Origin of the sequence: Pseudomonas sp. NPDC087690 (genome assembly GCF_044743175.1) — a bacterium.
Lineage (GTDB): Bacteria > Pseudomonadota > Gammaproteobacteria > Pseudomonadales > Pseudomonadaceae > Aquipseudomonas.
Map to the genome: position 1 here is coordinate 1 of NZ_JBIUVX010000047.1, position 20,876 is coordinate 20,876.

The following is a 20,876-nucleotide window of genomic DNA, read 5'->3' on the forward strand; positions in this document are numbered from 1 at the left end:
GTATACTGGTTCATATATAATAAATTCTGTAATATTTGTGGTTTACTTTGTGCTAATAGCTTTATTACGTGGCGAAAACTCTATTTTATGTCAGGCGTTTTGCCCACGTATACGAAAAATTGACATTAAACTAGCACGACCAAAGACAACTTTACACCGTCTGTCTCATTGGCTTGCACGAATATGTCGATTGGCCAGCAAGTCGAACCCGGTAAAAAAGTCCTACAGCCCTCAATTACCTTTCCGACACCACGCTGGCTCAGGCGTCCACCATCGCCATCGCCTCCTCGACATCCACGGCTACCAGTCGCGAACAACCCGGTTCATGCATCGTCACGCCCATCAACTGCTCGGCCATTTCCATGGCGATCTTGTTGTGGGTGATATAGATGAACTGCACGGTCTGCGACATCTCTTTGACCAAGCGTGCGTAGCGTCCAACGTTAGCGTCATCCAGTGGCGCGTCAACCTCATCGAGCATGCAGAACGGCGCCGGGTTCAACTTGAAGATGGCAAAAACCAGTGCCAGCGCGGTCAGGGCTTTTTCCCCGCCGGAGAGCAAATGGATGGTGCTGTTCTTCTTCCCTGGCGGCTGCGCCATGATCGTTACCCCTGTATCGAGTAGATCTTCGCCCGTCAGTTCCAAATACGCCCGTCCACCACCGAAAACTTTTGGAAAAAGTGCCTGTAAACCACCGTTGATCTGATCAAAGGTATCTTTGAAGCGATTACGGGTTTCCTTGTCGATCTTGCGGATGACGTTCTCGAGCGTCTCCAGCGCTTCGACCAGATCGGCGTCCTGAGCATCCAGATAACGTTTACGCTCGGATTGTTGCGTGTATTCGTCGATGGCCGCGAGGTTGATCGCGCCCAAGCGCTGAATCCGCGCATTGATGCGTTCGAGTTCTTCTTCGGCTTCGCGTTCACTGGCCTGCGCGGTTAATGTCGCGAGCACGCCGTTGAGATCGTAGCCGTCTTCGAGCAATTGATCCTGCAAGGCCTTGCGGCGCACGGTCAGGGCTTGCCATTCCATGCGCTGCTGTTCGAGCTGGCCGCGAATCAATTGTGATTGCTGCTCGGCCTGGGTCCGGCGTTTTTCCGCATCGCGCAATTCGCGGTCGGCATCTTCGAGAGCGATCTGCGCAGTCTTGAGTTCTTCGTCGACGGTCATGCGTTTGTCGAGCAGCTCTTCGAGTTTCAGGCGCAGCTCTTCCAGCGGTGCCTCGCCCTCCTCCAGGTTCAGACTCAACTGTTCGCGCTTTTCGGTCAGGCGTTCGGCCTGCATTTCCAGACGTTCGAGGGCCTGACGCGTGGAGTCATGTTGCGCGCGCAACGAGCCAAGACGCACGGCCAATTGATGCGCGTGATCCTTGTGCTGGCGCGCTTCCTGACGTACGCGATCGAGGCGCTCACGCAGGCTGTCACGCTGGGCCAGCAGCAACTCGCGCTGCTCGGTGTCGAGCGCCATGGCATCCAGCGCTTCCTGCAATTGCATGCGCGCTTCGCCGACCTGTTCGTGCTCAAGCTCGCGTTGTTCGCCGAGCTCGACCAGCTCTTCATCGAGACGGGTACGGCGCAATGTCAGCTGCTCGGCCTTGGCTTTACCGGCGGACAGTTGCGCTTTCAACTCGCCCTGCTGACGCGCTTCGTCTTGCAGCAAACGACGCAAATGCTCGCGGCCGTTTTCCTGCTGACGCTGTTGCGCGCGCAGGGTTTGCAGACGGGTTTCCATGGCCTCGACCGTGGCTTCTTTCTCTTCGCGCTCGAGGTGCAGCGCTTCGATTTCCTGGCCCCGGGCGAGCATGCCGCTTTCCGCTTCACTGGCCCGGCGCACACGTAAAAAGTGCCGACCGACCCAGTAACCGTCGCGGCTGATCAGGCTCTCGCCGACGCTCAATTGCCCGCGCAAGGCCAACGCCTGCTCAAGGCTGTCGACCGGTTTGACCTGACCGAGCCACGGCGACAGATCGATCTGCGCATCAACCTTTTCGAGCAAGCTACCCGCGACGCGCACGCCATCGCTGGCCGGGCTGAGCAGGCGCAAATCACCTTGGGTGAAACCGGACAAATCGAAACCGCTGAAATCGTCGACCAGCACCGCTTGCAGGTCAGCGCCGAGCACGGTTTCCACCGCCAGTTCCCAACCGGCCTCGACCTTCAGGCCTTCGGCCAGACGTGGACGCTCGGCGAGATTGTGCTCCTTCAGCCATTCGGCGGTGCCGGTGCCCGGGTCGAGCGCGGCTTGCTGCAAAGCTTCGAGGGATGCGAGGCGACCATTGAGGCGCTGCAAATCGCCCTGCGCCTGTTGCTGCGAAGTCAGTGCTTGCTGCAATTCTTGCCGCAGTTGTTCAAGCTTTTCGACCTGCGCTTCTTCACTGGTCTGCAAATCTTCGAGGGTCGCTTCGGACTCGGCGAGCTGCTCGTTGAGCTGCATGATCGCCGCGTCTTCCGGATCAGCCGAGAGCAACGCGCGCTCTTCGCCGAGACGCTTTTGCCGGTCAGCCAGACGCTCCATGCTGGTTTCCAGCTGCTGGATGCGCGACTGCTGGACTTCGGCCTGACGACGCGGTTCGGCAGCGGTCAGGTTGAAGGCGTCCCACTGCTCCTGCCAGCCATGCATGACGGATTCGGAATCTTCCAGCGCAGCGGCGGCTTCTTCGGCGGCGGCGCTGGTGACTTCCTGCTCGGGGGTGAGCATGTCCAGCTCTTCGCCGAGGGTCAGCAGCAAGGTGCGGTCGTGGCCCAGATGGGATTCAGTTTCCAGACGCGCGCGCTCGGCTTCTTTCAGATCGTCCTGCAACTGACGCAGACGTTGCTGGCCATGCTGGATGCTCTGCTCGACCCGGGCGATATCACCACCGACCGAATAGAAGCGCCCCTGCACCAGATTGAAGCGCTCGGACAGGTCATGGTGACCGTCGCGCAGGCGCTCAATCGCCGCATCGGCATTACGCTGCTCGGCAACCAAGGCTTCGAAACTGATTTCCTGAGTGCCGATGATCGACTCGCGCTGGCCGACCTGATCATTCAGATCCTGCCAGCGCAACGCCGACAGTTGTGCCTTGAGCTGACGCTCCTCGGCTTTGAATTCCTGATACTTCTTCGCTGCTTCGGCCTGGCGGTGCAGGCGTTCGAGTTGCCGCTCCAGCTCTTCGCGCAAATCAGTCAGACGCGCGAGGTTTTCGTGGGTGCGGCGGATGCGGTTTTCGGTCTCGCGGCGGCGCTCTTTATATTTCGAGATGCCGGCGGCTTCTTCGATGAAGTTGCGCAGGTCTTCGGGCTTGGATTCGATCAGCTTGGAGATCATCCCCTGCTCGATGATCGAATAGCTGCGCGGACCGAGACCGGTGCCGAGGAAGATATCGGTGATGTCGCGACGCCGGCATTTGGTGCCGTTGAGGTAATAGGTGGTCTGGCTGTCGCGGGTGACTTTACGGCGGATGGAAATCTCGGCGTAGGCCGCGTACTCGCCGAGCAGCGTGCCGTCGGAGTTGTCGAAGACCAGCTCGATGCTGGCCTGACTCACCGGTTTGCGGCTGGTCGATCCATTGAAGATGACGTCGGTCATCGACTCGCCACGCAGGTTTTTCGCTGAGCTTTCGCCCATCACCCAGCGGACGGCGTCAATGATGTTCGACTTGCCGCAACCGTTCGGCCCGACGACCGCCGCCATGTTACTGGGGAAGTTCACCGTGGTCGGGTCGACAAAGGATTTGAATCCCGCCAGTTTGATGCACTTGAGCCGCACGCTTAGGCGACCGTCAGCGCGGAGACCACCAGATCGCAACTGCGCTGGGCGTACGCCGTCAGCACGATGCGGATCTGCGGTAAATCACGGGCGAGCACAGCGGCGAGCAGGCGTTCGAACAGTTCGAGGAACTCGCTCATTGAGGCCTTGCGCTGTTCGAGGGCAAGGAAGTACGCGCGGCTCATCGCCGGCTGCAGGTTCTCGACCGTTTCTTGCAGGTAAGGGTTGTTGGCGAACGGATAGGCGGCGCGCATCACGCTGAAGCTGTCGTCGACAAAGCTGCGGATGTCCTGACGCTCGTAGCTGGCGGTCAGGCGCTGCTGGATCTGCACGAACGGCGCCATGTCCGACTGCACTTGCCAGCCGTTGGCCACCGAGTTGCCGAGCAGGATGTACAACTCGCTCATCAGCGTGCACAGGCTCTGCACCTTGTGCGGCGTCAGTTCGGTGACGTGCGCGCCACGGCGCGGCAGGATCGCGATCAGGTGACGGCGTTCGAGGATCAGCAAGGCTTCGCGGACCGAGCCGCGGCTGACATTCAGTGCCAGCGTGACCTTCTGTTCCTGGATGCGCTCTCCCGGCTTCATTTCGCCACGAATGATGCGTTCGGCGAGGTGGTGAGCGATTTGCTCGGCGAGGCTGTCCGGCGCCTTGAACGTCATGGTTGTCCTTCAAACTCTATCGATCTGCACAAGCGGCGCAGTGTAGCGCAAATGCGGGCTCATGGCGGAGTGCCCACTCAGCGGTTTTTGGCACGATTCCCGCAAAAAAGCGGGGTGACCAATGAGGGTCAATACTGAATAGACACGTTGTTGATCGACGAAATGTATTTTCCTGACCTTTAAGTCAGAAAACCATTGACCGAAAAGTCAGACCTGCTAAATTCGGCTCAAGTCGGTTAACAACAATAATGAGTCTGCGAGGCCTTCCGTGATCCAGTTTTTACTTAACCAGGAACTCCGTAGCGAGCACGCCCTGGACCCGAATCTGACTGTGCTCAATTACCTGCGTGAACACGTCGGTAAATCGGGCACCAAAGAAGGTTGCGCCAGCGGTGACTGCGGCGCCTGCACCGTGGTGGTCGGCGAGTTGCAAACGGATGACGATGGCCGCGAACACATTCGCTATCGCAGCCTCAACTCGTGCCTGACCTTTGTCTCGTCGCTGCACGGCAAACAACTGATCAGCGTCGAAGACCTCAAACACCAAGGCGAACTGCACAGCGTGCAGAAAGCCATGGTCGAGTGCCACGGCTCGCAGTGCGGTTTCTGCACCCCCGGTTTCGTCATGTCGCTGTTCGCCCTGCAAAAGAACAGTGATGCACCGGATCAGGCCAAGGCCCACGAAGCGCTGGCCGGCAACCTCTGCCGCTGCACCGGCTACCGCCCTATTCTGGCCGCTGCCGAGCAATCCTGCTGCGGCAAGCAACCGGATCAGTTCGATGCCCGCGAAGCGGACACCATCGCGCGCCTGAAAGCCATTGCCCCGACCGATATCGGCGAACTGAACAGCGGCGACAAGCGCTGCCTGGTACCGCTGACCGTCGCTGATCTGGCCGATCTCTATGACGCTTATCCACAAGCACGGCTTCTCGCTGGCGGTACTGACCTGGCACTGGAAGTCACCCAGTTCCACCGCACCTTGCCGGTGATGATCTACGTTGGCAACGTCGCGGAAATGAAGCGCATCGAGACCTTCGATGACCGCATCGAAATCGGCGCTGCAACCGCCCTCTCCGACTGCTACGAAGCGTTGAACGCCGAGTACCCGGACTTCGGCGAATTGCTGCACCGCTTCGCCTCCCTGCAAATCCGCAATCAGGGAACCCTCGGCGGCAACATCGGCAACGCCTCGCCGATCGGTGACTCGCCACCGCTGCTGATTGCCCTCGGCGCGCAGGTTGTACTGTGCAAAGGCGAAACCCGCCGCACGCTGAACCTGGAAGATTACTTTATCGACTACAAGGTCACGGCCCGTCAGGAAAGTGAGTTCATCGAGAAGATCATCGTTCCACGCGCCAGCGCTGAGCAATTGTTCCGCGCCTACAAAGTCTCCAAGCGTCTGGACGACGACATCTCCGCCGTCTGCGCCGCGTTCAACCTGCGTGTCGAAAACGGCGTGATCACCGACGCGCGCATGGCTTTCGGCGGCATGGCCGCGATCCCGAAACGTGCGGCACATTGTGAAGCCATGCTGGTGGGTCAGCCTTTCAACAGCGCCGTGGTCGAACGTGCCTGCGCCGCGCTGGCCGAAGATTTCACGCCGCTCTCGGACTTCCGCGCCAGCAAGGAATACCGCCTGCTCAGCGCGCAGAACCTGCTGCGCAAATACTTCATCGAACTGCAAACACCGCACATCGAGACTCGGGTGACCGCTTATGTCTAACCATCACGGCGTAGAAAAAACCCAGGCCGAACTGGCTGAACTGTTCGCCAAGGACCTGACCTCGGGTGTCGGCCGCAGCGTCAAGCACGACAGCGCTGCCAAGCACGTGTCCGGCGAAGCGCAGTACATCGATGATCGCCTGGAATTTCCGAATCAGTTGCACCTGTATGCACGCATGTCGGACCGCGCCCACGCGAAAATCATCAGCATCGACACCTCGCCGTGCTACGCCTTCGAAGGCGTGCGCATCGCCATCACCCACGAAGACGTGCCGGGCCTGAAAGACATCGGCCCGTTAATGCCGGGCGATCCGTTGCTGGCCATCGATGACGTGCAATTCGTCGGTCAACCGGTGCTCGCCGTCGCTGCGAAAGACCTGGAAACCGCGCGCAAAGCGGCGATGGCCGCGATCATTGAATACGAAGACCTCGAACCCGTGCTGGACGTGGTCGAAGCCCTGCGCAAACGCCATTTCGTGCTCGACAGCCACACCCACCAGCGCGGCGATTCGGTCTCCGCACTGGCGACGGCTGAACACCGCATTCAAGGCACGCTGCACATCGGCGGTCAGGAGCACTTCTATCTGGAGACCCAGATCTCCTCGGTGATGCCGACTGAAGACGGCGGCATGATCGTCTACTGCTCGACGCAGAACCCGACCGAAGTGCAGAAACTGGTCGCCGAAGTGCTCGACGTGTCGATGAACAAAATCGTCGTCGACATGCGCCGCATGGGCGGTGGTTTCGGCGGCAAGGAAACTCAGGCCGCCAGCCCGGCGTGCCTGTGCGCGGTGGTGGCGCACCTCACCGGCCAGCCGACGAAGATGCGCCTGCCGCGCGTCGAAGACATGCTGATGACCGGCAAGCGTCACCCGTTCTACGTCGAGTACGACGTCGGCTTCGACAGCACCGGGCGCCTGCACGGGATCAACATGGACCTGGCCGGCAACTGCGGCTGCTCGCCGGACTTGTCCGCCTCCATCGTTGACCGCGCGATGTTCCACTCGGACAACTCGTATTACCTGGGCGATGCGACCATCAACGGTCACCGCTGCAAGACCAACACCGCGTCGAACACCGCTTACCGTGGTTTCGGTGGCCCGCAAGGCATGGTCGCTATCGAAGAAGTGATGGACGCGATAGCCCGTCACCTGCACCTCGATCCGCTGGCTGTGCGCAAGGCCAACTACTACGGCAAGACCGAGCGCAACGTCACCCATTACTACCAGACCGTCGAGCACAACATGCTCGAGGAAATGACCGCCGAACTGGAAGAAAGCAGCCAGTACCACGAGCGTCGCGAAGCGATCCGTCGCTACAACGCCAACAGCCCGATCCTGAAAAAAGGCCTGGCGCTGACCCCGGTGAAATTCGGTATTTCCTTCACCGCGAGTTTCTTGAACCAGGCAGGCGCCTTGATCCACATCTACACCGACGGCAGCATCCACCTGAACCACGGAGGCACGGAAATGGGCCAGGGCCTGAACACCAAAGTCGCGCAGGTCGTGGCCGAAGTGTTCCAGGTGGAAATCGATCGCGTGCAGATCACTGCGACCAACACCGACAAGGTGCCAAACACCTCACCGACAGCCGCGTCCAGCGGCGCTGACCTGAACGGTAAAGCGGCGCAGAACGCGGCGGAAATCATCAAGAAACGTCTGATCGAATTCGCTGCGCGGCACTACAAAGTCACTGAAGAAGACGTTGAATTCCACAACGGCCACGTGCGGGTTCGCGACCACATCCTGACCTTTGAAGCGCTGATCCAGCAGGCGTATTTCAATCAGGTGTCGCTGTCGAGTACCGGCTTCTACAAGACGCCGAAAATCTACTACGACCGCAGCCAGGCGCGTGGCCGTCCGTTCTACTACTTCGCCTTCGGCGCGGCGTGCTGCGAAGTGATCGTCGACACCCTGACCGGTGAGTACAAAATGCTGCGGACCGACATTCTTCACGATGTCGGCGCCTCGCTGAACCCGTCCATCGACATCGGTCAGGTCGAAGGTGGTTTCATCCAGGGCATGGGCTGGCTGACCATGGAAGAGCTGGTCTGGAACAACAAAGGCAAGCTGATGACCAACGGCCCGGCCAGTTACAAGATCCCGGCCGTGGCGGACATGCCGCTCGACCTGCGCGTGAAACTGGTGGAAAACCGCAAGAACCCGGAAGACACGGTGTTCCATTCCAAGGCTGTCGGTGAGCCGCCGTTCATGCTCGGGATTGCCTCGTGGTGTGCGATCAAGGATGCGGTGGCGAGCCTCGGTGATTACAAGCATCAGCCACAAATTGATGCGCCGGCGACACCGGAGCGGGTGTTGTGGGGTTGCGAGCAGATGCGGCAGTTGAAGGCGGTGAAAGCCGTTGAAGCTGAAACCGAGTTGGCTCCGCTCTAAAGACCGAGGCGCGGCCGTTCGCGAGCAGGCTCGCTCCCACAGGGGATGCATTCCAAATGTGGGAGCGAGCCTGCTCGCGAAGAGGCCCGAACAGACAACGATGTTGTAGGGGTGAACTAATGTACAACTGGATCGACGCCCTCGCCGACCTGCAGAACCAGGGCGAACCCTGTGTGCTGGTGACGATCATCGAAGAACTCGGCTCGACGCCACGCAACGCCGGCTCGAAAATGGTCATCAGCGCCAATCAGAGCTTCGACACCATCGGTGGCGGGCATCTGGAATACAAAGCCATGCAGATCGCCCGCGATATGCTCGCCAGCGGCAAGCAGGACACCCATCTGGAGCGCTTCAGTCTCGGCGCCAGCCTGGGTCAGTGCTGCGGCGGCGCCACCGTGTTGCTGTTCGAACCGATGGGCCAGGTGCAGGCGCAGATCGCTGTATTCGGTGCCGGCCACGTTGGCCGCGCCCTCGTGCCATTGCTCGCCAGCCTGCCCTGCCGGGTGCGCTGGATCGATTCGCGCGATGCCGAATTCCCCGAACAGATCCCTCACGGCGTGCGTAAAATCGTCGCCGAAGAGCCTGTGGATGAAATCGATGACCTGCCCCCCGGCAGTTATTGCATCGTCATGACCCACAACCATCAGCTCGATCTTGAACTCACTGCTGCGATCCTCAAGCGCAACGACTTCGCCTACTTCGGCCTGATCGGTTCGAAGACCAAACGCGTGAAGTTCGAACACCGTTTGCGCGATCGCGGTTTCGACAGCAGCGTCGTGCAACGCATGCGCTGCCCGATGGGCATCGGCGAAGTCAAAGGCAAACTGCCTGTGGAAATCGCCATCTCCATCGCCGGCGAAATCATCGCCACCTACAACGCCAACTTCGGCCAGCAGACTGCCAGCGCCGAACCGATTGCCAAACTGCTGCCGGTTTCGCGGCGCAGTCAGGCCGCCAAACTCAAAGCCTCAAACTGATTAGAGAACCCTCATGCCTCTGACTCGCAAAGCCTACCGCGCCGCCATCCTGCACAGCATCGCCGACCCCGCCGAAGTCGGGATCGAAGCCTCCTACGAATATTTCGAGGATGGCCTGCTGGTGGTCGATGGCGGCAAGATCAGCGCCCTCGGCCACGCCAGCGACCTGCTGCCGACCCTGCCGGCGGACATCGAAATCGAGCATTACCAAGACGCGTTGATCACCCCGGGCTTCATCGACACGCACATTCACTTTCCGCAAACCGGCATGGTCGGTGCTTACGGCGAGCAACTGCTCGACTGGCTGAACACCTACACCTTCCCGTGCGAAAGCCAGTTCGGCGACAAGGCTCACGCCGATGAAGTCGCTGACATTTTCGTCAAGGAGCTGCTACGCAACGGCACCACCACCGCGCTGGTGTTTGGCAGCGTGCACCCGCAGTCGGTGAACTCGTTCTTTGAAAAAGCCGAGCAGCTCGACCTGCGCATGATCGCCGGCAAGGTGATGATGGATCGCAACGCACCGGATTATCTGACCGATACCGCTGAATCCAGCTACGTCGAGAGCAAGGCGCTGATCGAGCGCTGGCATGGCAAGGGTCGTTTGCACTATGCAGTCACTCCGCGCTTCGCGCCGACAAGTACCCCGGAACAACTGACCCTCGCCGGGCAATTGCTGACCGAGTATCCGGATCTGTACATGCAGACCCACATCAGCGAGAACCTCAAGGAAATCGAGTGGGTCAAGGAGCTGTTCCCGGAGCGCAAGGGCTACCTCGACGTTTACGACCACTACAATCTGCTCGGCGAGCGCTCGGTGTTCGCCCACGGTGTGCACCTGTGCGACGACGAATGCGCACGACTGGCGGAAACCGGTTCGGCGATCTCGTTCTGCCCGACCTCGAACTTCTTCCTCGGCAGCGGCTTGTTCAACTTGCCGATGGCCGAGAAGCACAAGCTGAACGTCGGCCTGGGCACTGACGTTGGCGGCGGCACCAGTTTCTCGCTGCTGCAGACGCTGAACGAAGCGTACAAAGTGATGCAATTGCAAGGTGCGCGACTGAGCCCGTTCAAGTCGCTGTATCTGGCGACCTTGGGTGGTGCGCGGGCGCTGCGTCTGGAAGACAAGATCGGCAACCTGCAACCGGGTTCCGACGCCGACTTCCTGGTGCTGGACTACAACGCTACGCCGCTACTGAGCTACCGCTTGAAGCAGACCAATAACATTGCCGAAACGTTGTTTGTGTTGATGACGCTGGGCGATGACCGCACGGTGCAGCAAACGTATGCGGCGGGGGCATTGGTGCATCAGCGCTAAGCTTTCCCCGCCCCATGATCGTTCCCACGCTCTGCGTGGGAATGCAGCCTGTGACGCTCCGCGTCACTGGACGCGGAGCGTCCCAAGAGGCATTCCCACGCGGAGCATGGGAACGATCAACCAGGCACAAAAAATCCCCCGGAGGTGTTCACCCCGGGGGATTTTTATTGCCTGTCAGATTGCTATCGCTGGCAAGCCAGCTCCCACAGGATTTGTGCTGTAACGCAAATCGGGTGAACCCCACAAAACCCTGTGGGAGCTGGCTTGCCAGCGATTGGAGCAGCTCGGTCTTCTTTAGAGCTTGGCGCTCGGGCGCCCAGGCTTCTTGGTCTGCAACAAATGCGAGAACACCGCATGCAGATCATCCGACGCGCCTTCCTCGTCGAGGTTGAGCTTGCTGTCGATGTGATCCATGTGATGCATCATCAGATTCACCGCCAACTCGCCGTCGCGCTTCTCGATCGCGTCGATCAACTGCGTGTGTTCGTCATACGAACAGTGCGAGCGGTTGCCGCTTTCGTATTGGGCAATGATCAGCGAGGTCTGCGAAACCAGGCTGCGCTGGAAACTCACCAGCGGCGCGTTTTTCGCCGCTTCGGCCAGTTTCAGGTGGAATTCGCCCGACAGACGAATGCCGGCGCCACGATCGCCGCGAGAGAAACTGTCGCGTTCATCGTTGACCATCTGGCGCAGTTCAGCGATCTGCTCGGCGGTGGCGTGCAGCACGGCCAGTTCAGTGATCGCGCGCTCGACCAGACGACGGGCCATGAACACCTGACGCGCTTCTTCAACGCTCGGGCTGGCGACGACAGCGCCACGGTTCGGCCGCAACAGCACCACGCCTTCATGGGCCAGACGCGACAGCGCGCGGCGAATGATGGTGCGGCTGACCCCGAAGATTTCCCCCAGCGCTTCTTCGCTCAATTTTGTGCCGGGCGCCAGACGCTGTTCGAGGATGGCCTCGAAGATATGCGCGTAGACAATATCGTCCTGGGTTCCGCTGCGGCCGGCTTTGCCTGCTCGCGGTTGTTTCTTGAGGGGTTGCAACTGTTCGTTCATGGGCACTCGAGTCGGGAGAACTGCGGCGAATAGACCGTGACTGTAATACGGCACAGTAGGTCGCTGGCAAGTATCGCGTAAAAAACAGCGCGATTGTACACAATGAAAGGTGGCAACACGACTGTACGGCAATTTGTGACTTTGGCTGTATTGCAACGATCCGTTACGAATGAGTTTAGGCTTGATCACAGAATCCGCTGCCAGAACACCGCCTCCCCTGTAGGAGCTGCCGAAGGCTGCGATCTTTTGACTTTGATTTTAAGAAGCAAGATCAACAGATCGCAGCCTTCGGCAGCTCCTACAAGGGTTTGCGTCAGGGCGGACATCTTCATTGGTATAAGGAACACCGTTGTCATGAACGACGCCACCCACACTCAACTGCGCCCCTTGGCCGACACTTCGCCTTCAGCCATCGTCGCCGGTTTCATCGCGATGATGACCGGCTACACCAGCTCCCTGGTGCTGATGTTCCAGGCCGGGCAAGCGGCGGGCCTGACCAGCGGGCAGATTTCTTCGTGGATCTGGGCGATTTCAATTGGCATGGCCGTATGTTCGATCGGCCTGTCACTGCGCTACCGGACGCCGATCACCATCGCCTGGTCGACACCCGGCGCGGCGTTGCTGATCACCAGTCTGGGCGGCGTCAGTTACGGCGAAGCCATCGGTGCCTACGTCACCTGTGCCGTACTGGTGACGATCTGCGGGCTGACCGGCAGCTTCGAACGGCTGGTGAAAAAGATTCCGGCTTCACTGGCGGCGGCACTGTTGGCGGGCATTCTGTTCAAGATCGGCAGCGAAATCTTCGTCGCCGCACAGCACCGCACCGGGCTGGTGCTGGGGATGTTCTTCACTTATTTAGTGGTCAAGCGCCTGTCGCCCCGCTATGCGGTGCTCGCCGCGTTGCTGATCGGCACCGCGCTGTCGGGCTTCATGGGTTTGCTGGACTTCAGCGGCTTTCATCTGGAAGTGGCGACGCCGGTGTGGACCACGCCGCACTTCTCACTGGCCGCGACCATCAGCATCGGCATTCCGCTGTTCGTCGTGGCGATGACCTCGCAGAACATGCCCGGCATCGCCGTCCTGCGCGCCGACGGCTACAACGTCCCGGCCTCGCCGCTGATCACCACCACCGGCATCGCCTCGCTGTTACTGGCGCCGTTCGGCTCCCACGGCATCAACCTCGCCGCCATCAGCGCGGCGATTTGTACCGGGCCGCACGCCCATGAAGATCGCAACAAGCGCTACACGGCGGCCGTCTGGTGCGGGATTTTCTACGGGATTGCCGGGGTGTTTGGCGCGACACTGGCGGCGTTGTTTGCGGCGCTGCCGAAGGAGCTGGTGCTGTCGATTGCGGCGTTGGCGTTGTTCGGTTCGATCATCAATGGTTTGAGCATTGCCATGACCGAGGTGAAGGAACGTGAGGCGGCGCTGATTACCTTTATGGTCACGGCGTCGGGGTTGACGCTGTTTTCCATCGGGTCGGCGTTTTGGGGGATTGTGGCGGGGGTTTTGACACTGGTGATTCTGAATTGGCGTAAAGCTTAAAAGATCGCAGCCTTCGGCAGCTCCTACAGGAGATCGCGCTCCTCTGTAGGAGCTGTCGAGTGAAACGAGGCTGCGATCTTTTGATCGACGAAAAAAAACGGCGACCCTCAGGTCGCCGTTTTTTTCAGTATCACTTAGCCGCGTTGATCGGCTTTTCCGGATACCAAACGTCCAGCAACGGGCTGACTTCATACTTGGTCAGCTCGGCGCGGGTTTTCAGCCAGGCTTCAACGGCAGCGCGCTGCTCTTCGTTGACCGAGCCACGCTTCTGCAGGCATACCAGACCGAAGTCGTCGCCGCCAACATAACCCAGGCCGTTGGCTTCCATGGCTTCTTTGATGAATGCTTCGAGGAAAGCGTCAATGGCTTCTTCGGACAAGTCTTCTTTGAAGTCCAGGTTCAGTTCGAAACCCAGCTCTTGAAATTCATCAACGCACAGTTTTTTGCGCAGACGCTGGGAACGGTTAGTCGCCATTGGAACAATCCTCTTAAGTAAATACGGCGGGCACTTTACCAGTTTAAGCAATCGATTGCCCGCCTCTGTAGACACAGCGGCTGACCGCCTGTAAAAAAATCAGCGAATCGCCACCCCGAGGACGGCACAATCGGTTACACCTTGGGGCATAATGCCGACACTTTCGTGACCACTGAGGGCTTTTTCATCCATGTCCTCGTCTTTTTCCCCTCGGCTGTAGGGTTTTATTTCATATGATCAAATCGTTGCGTCCACTGTTTCTCGCCGGCCTCCTTCTGCCTCTGGCCCTGCCTGTTTCTGCTGCCACCATCAACACCTCCCTCACCCCGAACGTCGAAAAAGCCCTCAAGGCGAGCAAATTGCAGCCTAGCGCCCTGTCGCTGGTGATGGTGCCACTGGACGGTCCGGGCACGCCAACCGTGTTCAACGCCGACGTGTCGGTCAACCCGGCCTCGACCATGAAACTGGTCACCACCTACGCGGCGCTGGAAATGCTCGGCCCCAACCATCAGTGGAAAACCGAGTTCTACACCGATGGTGACCTGAACGGCGGCATCCTCAACGGCAACCTCTACCTCAAAGGTGGCGGCGATCCGAAGCTGAACATGGAAAAACTCTGGCTGCTGATGCGCGACCTGCGCGCCAACGGCGTGACCCAGGTCACCGGGGACCTGATCCTCGATCGCAATTTTTTCGTGCAGCCGGTGTTGCCGGAATTCAACGATGACGGCAACGACGAGAACAAACCGTTCCTGGTCAAACCCGACTCGCTGCTGGTCAACCTAAAGGCCCTGCGCTTTGTCGCCCGCAACGATAACGGCCGGGTGCTGATTTCGGTCGAGCCGCCGATCGCCACTGTACGTATTGAAAACACCGTCAAAGCACTGAACTCCAAGCAATGCACTGGCGGCGTGCGCTACAACCCGGTGCCGCAGGCGGATGGCAGCGTTACCGTCACCGTTGCCGGCCAGTTGGGCGAAGGCTGCAGCTCGCAGACTTACCTGTCTCTGCTTGACCATGCGACCTACACCGCCGGCGCCGTGCGCGCGATCTGGAAAGAACTGGGTGGCAGCATTCAGGGCAAGGATCGTCTGGCCTCGACCCCGGGCAACGCCAAACTGCTCGCGCGTGCCTACTCGCCGGATCTGGCGGAAATCATCCGCGACATCAACAAGTACAGTAACAACACCATGGCCCAGCAGCTGTTCCTCAGCCTTGGCCAGCGATTCCGCAACGACGCCGACGGTGACGACGCCAAGGCCGGGCAACGCGTGGTGCGTCAGTGGCTCGCGAAGAAAGGCATCACTGCGCCGCATCTGGTGATGGAGAACGGCTCCGGCCTGTCCCGCGCCGAACGCGTCAGCGCCCGTGAAATGGCGAACATGCTGCAAGCCGCGTGGCACAGCCCTTACGCCGCCGAATACATCAGCTCGCTGCCGATTGCCGGTACCGATGGCACCATGCGCAAGCGTCTGAAAACCACCGCCATGCGCGGTGAGGCGCACGTCAAGACCGGCACCCTGAACACTGTGCGGGCGATTGCCGGTTTCAGCCGTGATGTGAATGGCAATACCTGGGCAGTAGTGGCGATCCTTAACGACAAGGCGCCGTTCGGTGCATCGTCGGTGCTCGATCAGGTGCTGCTGGACCTCTACAAGCAACCGCGATTGCCGCAGACGGCTTCGGTCCTTTAAAAGCAAAAGAGCAGCCTTCGGCAGCTCCTGCAGGTGCCACATAATCCTGTAGGAGCTGCCGCAGGCTGCGATCTTCTGATCTTCTGCAGGAGTGAGCCTGCTCGCGATAGCGTCAGTCCAGATACATCATGGTGACTGATATACCGCAATCGCGAGCAGGCTCACTCCTACAAGGGTTCAGCGCCGGGCTTAGCTCATCTGCTCGACGCGATCGCGGCCGCGCTGCTTTGCCATATACACACCCGAATCCGCGCGCAACAGCAACGCATCTGCGCCCTCTCCCGGTCGCCAACTGGCGATACCGAAACTCGCCGTGACCACACCAACCACGTCCACCGGCGCGCCGCGCAAGCCTTGCCACAACTCGACCGCGAGCATGTGCGCGTGCTCGCCGTCGATGTCCGGGCACAGCACCATGAACTCTTCGCCACCCAAACGGCAGAACACATCGGTGCGGCGCAGGCGATGACCGATGCGCTCGCACACCGCTTGCAACACCCGGTCGCCAACGGCGTGGCCGTACTGGTCGTTGATGCGTTTGAAATGGTCGATGTCGAGCATGATCACCGATAGCTCGCCACCGCCGCGCTCGACCCGGGCCATTTCGGTGGTCAGGCGTTCCTGGAAGTAGCGACGGTTGTGGATCCCGGTCAGGGAGTCGGTGACTGACAGCGCACGCAGTTCTTCTTCCACGCGTTTCAGATCGGAAATGTCCGAGATATAGCCATGCCAAAGCACCCCGCCACCCGGCAGCTCCTCCGGCGTCGCCTCGCCGCGCACCCAGCGCAGGCCACGTTCGGGCAGTTGCACGCGGTATTCCTCGCGCCACGGGCTGAGGCTTTCTGCCGAGGCGCGAATGGAAGAGCGCACGCGGGTGATGTCCTGAGGATGGATGCGCGTGAAGATCGCTTCAGCGTTGAACAACAGCACGTCCGGTTCCAGTTCGTAGATTTCGCGAATGCCGTCGCTGGCATAGATCACGCTGAAACGCCCGTCGAACTCCATTTTGAACTGATAGATACCACCGGGAACGTGCGCACTGAGCTTCTTCAGCAACACATCCCGCGCCGCCAGCACTTCGTGCACGCGTTTGCGCTCGGTGATGTCGATGCAGATCGCCAGATGGCCAACCCACAAACCTTGCTCATCCAGCACCGGTGTGGCCAGCATGTTCACCGGCAGATGGCTGCCATCGCTGCGCACCAGCGTCCACTCGCGCGCCTCGTGACCGCCGACTTCGCCGCCCTCGACCAGCATCGCGTGGCAGGTCGGAATGCTTTTACCGTAGCGCGCGCTCAACTCGGCAGCGCGCGCCGTCAACTCGCGCGGCAGGTGCAGGTTTTCCAGGGTCATATGGCCAACGACGTCGGCACTGCTGTAGCCAAGCATCTGTTCGGCGCCGGGATTGAAGGTGTTGATCACGCCGCGCAGGTCGGTGGCGATGATCGCCACTTGAGTCGCCGCGTTCAACACCCCGCGCAACTGGCCATGGGTGCCCCGCAGTTCCTGTTCGCTTGCATGCAGTTCCTGGGTGCGCAATTGAACCAGACGCAAGGCCCGTTGACGTTGACTGACCAACACGTAGAGCAAGGCGCTGAGCAGCAAACTGAGCAAGCCACCCAGAATGATCACGCTACCAACCGACGAATGGTTAGCCTGAACGAAGGCGTCGCTCGGCAAGATATCGACCTGATAGTCGTGATCGGCCATGCGTACCAGACGCGTGGCGGACAAGTCGCTCGGCGCCGGCTCGTTGGTCGATTCGAACAACACCTCGTGCTGATCATGGGTCGACATGTCGAGAATGCGTACCGACAGGTAGTCATGGAAGGCATCCGGCAAACCGTCGGCGAGCAGCTGGCGCATGCTGATCACCGCCATCACGTAGCCGAACGATTGGCGCTCGCCATTGCGGCTCACCGGCGCCACCAACAACACGCCACGCGCATAAGACGGCTCGATACTGACCAGGTGCATCGGTTGCGATACCGCCAGACTGCCGAGCTTGTCGGCACGTTGCAGGGTGTCGCGGCGCAACGGCTGCGCCAGCAAGTCGTACCCCAGCGGTGAACCAAGCCGGCTTTGCGTCTGGCTGAAGAGCACCGGCACGTACTCATCGCGCACGCCAGCCAGTTGCAGCTCGCCTTGGGCATTGAGTTCACGCAGGGTGAAGTTACCCAGGCCCTCGTCACGCACCCGCTGCTCGAAAGCGGCGCGCTCGGGCCCGCTGACCTTGAGAGCAAACGAGTAGGCCTGGGTACGCATTAGTAAAGGTTGGGTGTAACCGTCGAATTCGGCGCGGGACACCGATTCAGAGTTGGCAAAGAAGCGCCGCAGACCATCGAGGCGCTGTTCCTGATCCTGAAAGCGTTCTTCGATACGACTGTAACGTTCGTTGGCCAGCAGTTGGAAGCGCTGACGCGTTTGTTGCTGAAACTGATTGAGGGTCGCCCAAGCGAGTAACCCCGTGAGAATTGCACCGGCGAGCAATACCAGCATCGCGACCAGCCAGGCCGAGACGTCTTCGCTGATAAAACCCAGAATCTTAGGGCGCACGGGGTGCAACGACATAAAGACAACTCACACTACGCCAGCATTCACGGGAAAACCCCATTGACCGTGTGTGAGTTATAGCTATTAGCCACTAATTTAGCTAGCGCGGGCAGATCCACGGAGCCTTTAAAAATCAAGGCTCTGTGGATCCAACCCGGCAAAGCGTCAACGAGCCGTGATTTTCCAGGCGCGGTGGATCTTGGTGTTGCGGGCAAAATCCGGATCAATGGTCTGCGCGCTGATTTCCTCGACCGCGTAGCGCTCGGCGAGGTTTTCTTCCAACTGGAACTTGCGGAAGTTGTTGGAGAAATACAGCACGCCACCGGTTGCCAGACGCGCCATGGCCAGGTCAATCAACTGCACCTGATCACGTTGCACGTCGAAGATGCCTTCCATGCGCTTGGAGTTGGAGAACGTCGGCGGATCGATGAAGATCAGGTCGTACTCGTCACGACTGCTTTCCAGCCACGCCATCACATCGCCCTGCTCCAGACGGTTCTTGTCGGAGAAACCGTTCAGCGACAGGTTGCGGCGCGCCCAGTCGAGGTAAGTTTTCGACAGGTCGACACTGGTAGTGCTGCGCGCGCCGCCCTTGGCCGCATGCACACTGGCGGTCGCGGTGTAGCAGAACAGATTGAGGAAGCGCTTGCCGGCGGCCTCTTTCTGGATGCGCATGCGCATTGGCCGGTGATCGAGGAACAGGCCGGTGTCGAGGTAGTCGGTGAGATTGACCAGCAACTTCACGCCGCCCTCGCTGACTTCATTGAACTTGCCCTGCGCAGCCTGACGCTCGTACTGCTTGGTGCCGCTCTGGCGCTCGCGGCGTTTGACCACCACGCGGCTCTTGTCGACGTTGAGCGCCTGCGGAATCGCTGCCAGCGCATCGAACATGCGCGCCGAGGCTTTTTCCGGGTCGATAGACTTCGGCGCGGCGTATTCCTGCACGTGCACCCAATCGTGGTACAGGTCGATCGCCATCGCATATTCAGGCATGTCGGCATCGTAGACGCGGTAGCAATCGATGCCTTCGCGCTTGACCCACTTGCCCATCGCCTTGAGGTTCTTTTGCAGTCGGTTGGCAAACATCTGCCCGCCTTCGCTCAAGCGCGGCTGCTCGATCACCGGCGCCGGGGCTGGCGTCGGTTTGATCGGGTTGCCGTTCTTGTTGAACTTGCGCTCTTGCGGCTCGTCCGGAGTCAGATCGTAAGCCGCTTGCTCGCGCTCGGCCTGACGTTGTTCCGGGGTCCGACGCTCGCCGGTGACGAACTGATCCGGCAGAACCTTGATCAACAGCAGCTTGCACGGCAACGCGCCGTTCCAGAACGAATACTGTTTGTGGCTGCGGATGCCCATGCGCTTGCCCAGATCCGGCGCGCCGGTGAACACCGCCGCTTCCCAGTTCAGGCAGGCCTGACGCAGGCGTTCGCCAAGATTCTGGTAGAGATAGAGCAGGCTGGCTTCGTCGCCGAGACGCTCGCCGTACGGCGGGTTGCAGATCACCAGACCTTTCTGGTTCTGGTCCGGGCGCGGCTCGAAGGTCGCGACTTCGCCCTGATAGATCTTGATCCATTCGCTGAGGCCAGCGCGCTCGACGTTGTTGCGGCCCGGCTGAATCAGTCGCGGGTCGGCTTCGTAACCGCGAATCCACAGCGGTGGCTTGGCCAGACCGGCAGCGGCGCGTTCGACGGCTTCTTCATGGAGTTTTTTCCACAGCGCCGGCACGTGACCGAGCCAAGCCGTGAAACCCCACTGCTCACGACGCAGGTTCGGCGCCATATCGGCGGCGATCATTGCTGCTTCGACGAGGAACGTACCGACACCGCACATCGGGTCAGCCAGCGCGCCGCCTTCAGCGGCAATGCGCGGCCAGCCGGAGCGGATCAGGATCGCCGCTGCGAGGTTTTCCTTCAGCGGCGCCGCGCCCTGCTGCAAACGATAGCCGCGCTGGTGCAGGCTGTGCCCGGAGAGGTCAAGGGAGAGGATCGCTTCGCCACGATCCAGACGCAGGTGGATGCGCAGGTCAGGGTTGAGCTTGTCGATCGACGGACGGTCGCCCTGCGGGGTGCGCAATTTGTCGACGATGGCGTCTTTGACTTTCAGCGCACCGAAATGCGTGTTGTCGATGCCCGAGCCATGACCACTGAATTCAACGGCCAGGGTGCCGTCGCTGAGCATGTGATCCTGCCATTCGATGTCGAGCACGCCGTGATAGAGGTCTTCAGCGTCTTTCATCGGGAAACGCTTGAGCACCAACAGCACCCGGTTGGCCAGACGCGACCAGAGGCACAGGCGATAAGCGGTTTCCATGGACGCCATGCCACGCACGGCGGAAGTGTGCTCGCGCGCTTCTTCAAGGCCAAGCCCGACGGCTTCCTCGATGAGCAGGCCTTCAAGGCCTTTAGGGCAAGTGAGGAAGAGTTCGAAACGGTCGGACATGGTATTTCCAGAGCCTTTGGCTAGTGAATCGGCAACGCATTGCCGATCCGGTTTTCAATCAGGCGCTTTTCTTAAAGAGCGCCCGCGTGGCACGAAGGTGTGCCGTTCCATCCCCGCTGCTCGGGTTAAAAGAGCTTAGATGCCAGGACAGATAAAAAAGTTGATGCAACAAAAAGTCTTAAAACGACCCTTCGTCGAATAGTACCCCAGCGCAAACGTGGGTCATTCTCACTAAAGAATTAACCCCATCATCCAGCGCGGGGCCGATCATACCGGGGTTTGCCCAATAAACAT

General features: G+C 60.0%; 12 protein-coding genes. 6 read left to right on the forward strand and 6 right to left on the reverse strand.

Annotation, left to right across the window (positions count from 1 at the left end; translation table 11 throughout):
• Nucleotides 1-259: 259 nt before the first annotated feature.
• Both smc and ACIPIZ_RS26240 read right to left on the reverse strand, forming a co-directional pair.
• The gene (gene smc / locus ACIPIZ_RS26235; protein WP_122854385.1) at nt 260-3,748 is read right to left on the reverse strand and encodes a chromosome segregation protein SMC; all 3,489 of its coding nucleotides are present in this window, start codon (nt 3,746-3,748) and stop codon (nt 260-262) included.
• Between the two features lie 2 nt (nt 3,749-3,750).
• Nucleotides 3,751-4,410, reverse strand: a complete 660-nt coding sequence (locus tag ACIPIZ_RS26240; RefSeq protein ID WP_038365421.1) for a GntR family transcriptional regulator — start codon at nt 4,408-4,410, stop codon at nt 3,751-3,753.
• A 268-nt stretch (nt 4,411-4,678) separates the two neighbouring features.
• On the opposite strand from ACIPIZ_RS26240, the gene xdhA reads away from it, so the two are divergent.
• The 4 genes from xdhA (at nt 4,679) to guaD (ending at nt 10,820) form a co-directional block, all read left to right on the forward strand.
• Entirely contained in the window at nt 4,679-6,133 is a 1,455-nt protein-coding gene (xdhA, locus tag ACIPIZ_RS26245) for a xanthine dehydrogenase small subunit (protein WP_401168327.1), read from the forward strand.
• Nucleotides 6,126-8,525 carry a xanthine dehydrogenase molybdopterin binding subunit gene (gene xdhB / locus ACIPIZ_RS26250; RefSeq protein ID WP_401168330.1) on the forward strand — a complete coding sequence of 800 codons (2,400 nt, stop codon included), beginning with the start codon at nt 6,126-6,128 and terminating at the stop codon, nt 8,523-8,525. Before xdhA ends, xdhB begins: the two co-directional genes overlap by 8 nt.
• A 119-nt stretch (nt 8,526-8,644) precedes the next feature.
• On the forward strand, nt 8,645-9,502 hold the full coding sequence (gene xdhC / locus ACIPIZ_RS26255; RefSeq protein WP_253484907.1) for a xanthine dehydrogenase accessory protein XdhC: 858 nt from the start codon (nt 8,645-8,647) through the stop codon (nt 9,500-9,502).
• Nucleotides 9,503-9,515: 13 nt separating this feature from the next.
• Nucleotides 9,516-10,820, forward strand: coding sequence for a guanine deaminase (guaD, locus tag ACIPIZ_RS26260; protein ID WP_122661231.1), 1,305 nt, complete (start codon nt 9,516-9,518; stop codon nt 10,818-10,820).
• Nucleotides 10,821-11,114: 294 nt separating this feature from the next.
• Here the strand turns inward: guaD and ACIPIZ_RS26265 are convergent, their stop codons facing one another.
• Nucleotides 11,115-11,879: a GntR family transcriptional regulator gene (locus ACIPIZ_RS26265; RefSeq protein WP_064391282.1), complete on the reverse strand. Its 765-nt coding sequence runs from the start codon at nt 11,877-11,879 to the stop codon at nt 11,115-11,117.
• A 354-nt stretch (nt 11,880-12,233) separates the two neighbouring features.
• On the opposite strand from ACIPIZ_RS26265, the gene ACIPIZ_RS26270 reads away from it, so the two are divergent.
• Nucleotides 12,234-13,424 carry a benzoate/H(+) symporter BenE family transporter gene (locus tag ACIPIZ_RS26270; protein WP_401168335.1) on the forward strand — a complete coding sequence of 397 codons (1,191 nt, stop codon included), beginning with the start codon at nt 12,234-12,236 and terminating at the stop codon, nt 13,422-13,424.
• A 130-nt stretch (nt 13,425-13,554) separates the two neighbouring features.
• Here the strand turns inward: ACIPIZ_RS26270 and ACIPIZ_RS26275 are convergent, their stop codons facing one another.
• A complete protein-coding gene (locus tag ACIPIZ_RS26275) occupies nt 13,555-13,899 on the reverse strand; it encodes a YggL family protein (protein ID WP_105707889.1) in 345 nt (114 codons plus the stop codon).
• A gap of 233 nt (nt 13,900-14,132) precedes the next feature.
• Here ACIPIZ_RS26275 and dacB point away from each other — a divergent pair, with 233 nt between their 5' ends.
• Nucleotides 14,133-15,593 carry a D-alanyl-D-alanine carboxypeptidase/D-alanyl-D-alanine-endopeptidase gene (gene dacB, locus ACIPIZ_RS26280; RefSeq protein ID WP_105707885.1) on the forward strand — a complete coding sequence of 487 codons (1,461 nt, stop codon included), beginning with the start codon at nt 14,133-14,135 and terminating at the stop codon, nt 15,591-15,593.
• 189 nt (nt 15,594-15,782) lie between these two features.
• On the opposite strand, the gene ACIPIZ_RS26285 is transcribed toward dacB, so the two are convergent.
• Nucleotides 15,783-18,164 carry a diguanylate cyclase gene (locus ACIPIZ_RS26285; RefSeq protein WP_401168339.1) on the reverse strand — a complete coding sequence of 794 codons (2,382 nt, stop codon included), beginning with the start codon at nt 18,162-18,164 and terminating at the stop codon, nt 15,783-15,785.
• Between the two features lie 147 nt (nt 18,165-18,311).
• Nucleotides 18,312-20,582: a bifunctional 23S rRNA (guanine(2069)-N(7))-methyltransferase RlmK/23S rRNA (guanine(2445)-N(2))-methyltransferase RlmL gene (gene rlmKL, locus ACIPIZ_RS26290; RefSeq protein ID WP_105707880.1), complete on the reverse strand. Its 2,271-nt coding sequence runs from the start codon at nt 20,580-20,582 to the stop codon at nt 18,312-18,314.
• Between the last annotated feature and the right edge of the window lie 294 nt (nt 20,583-20,876).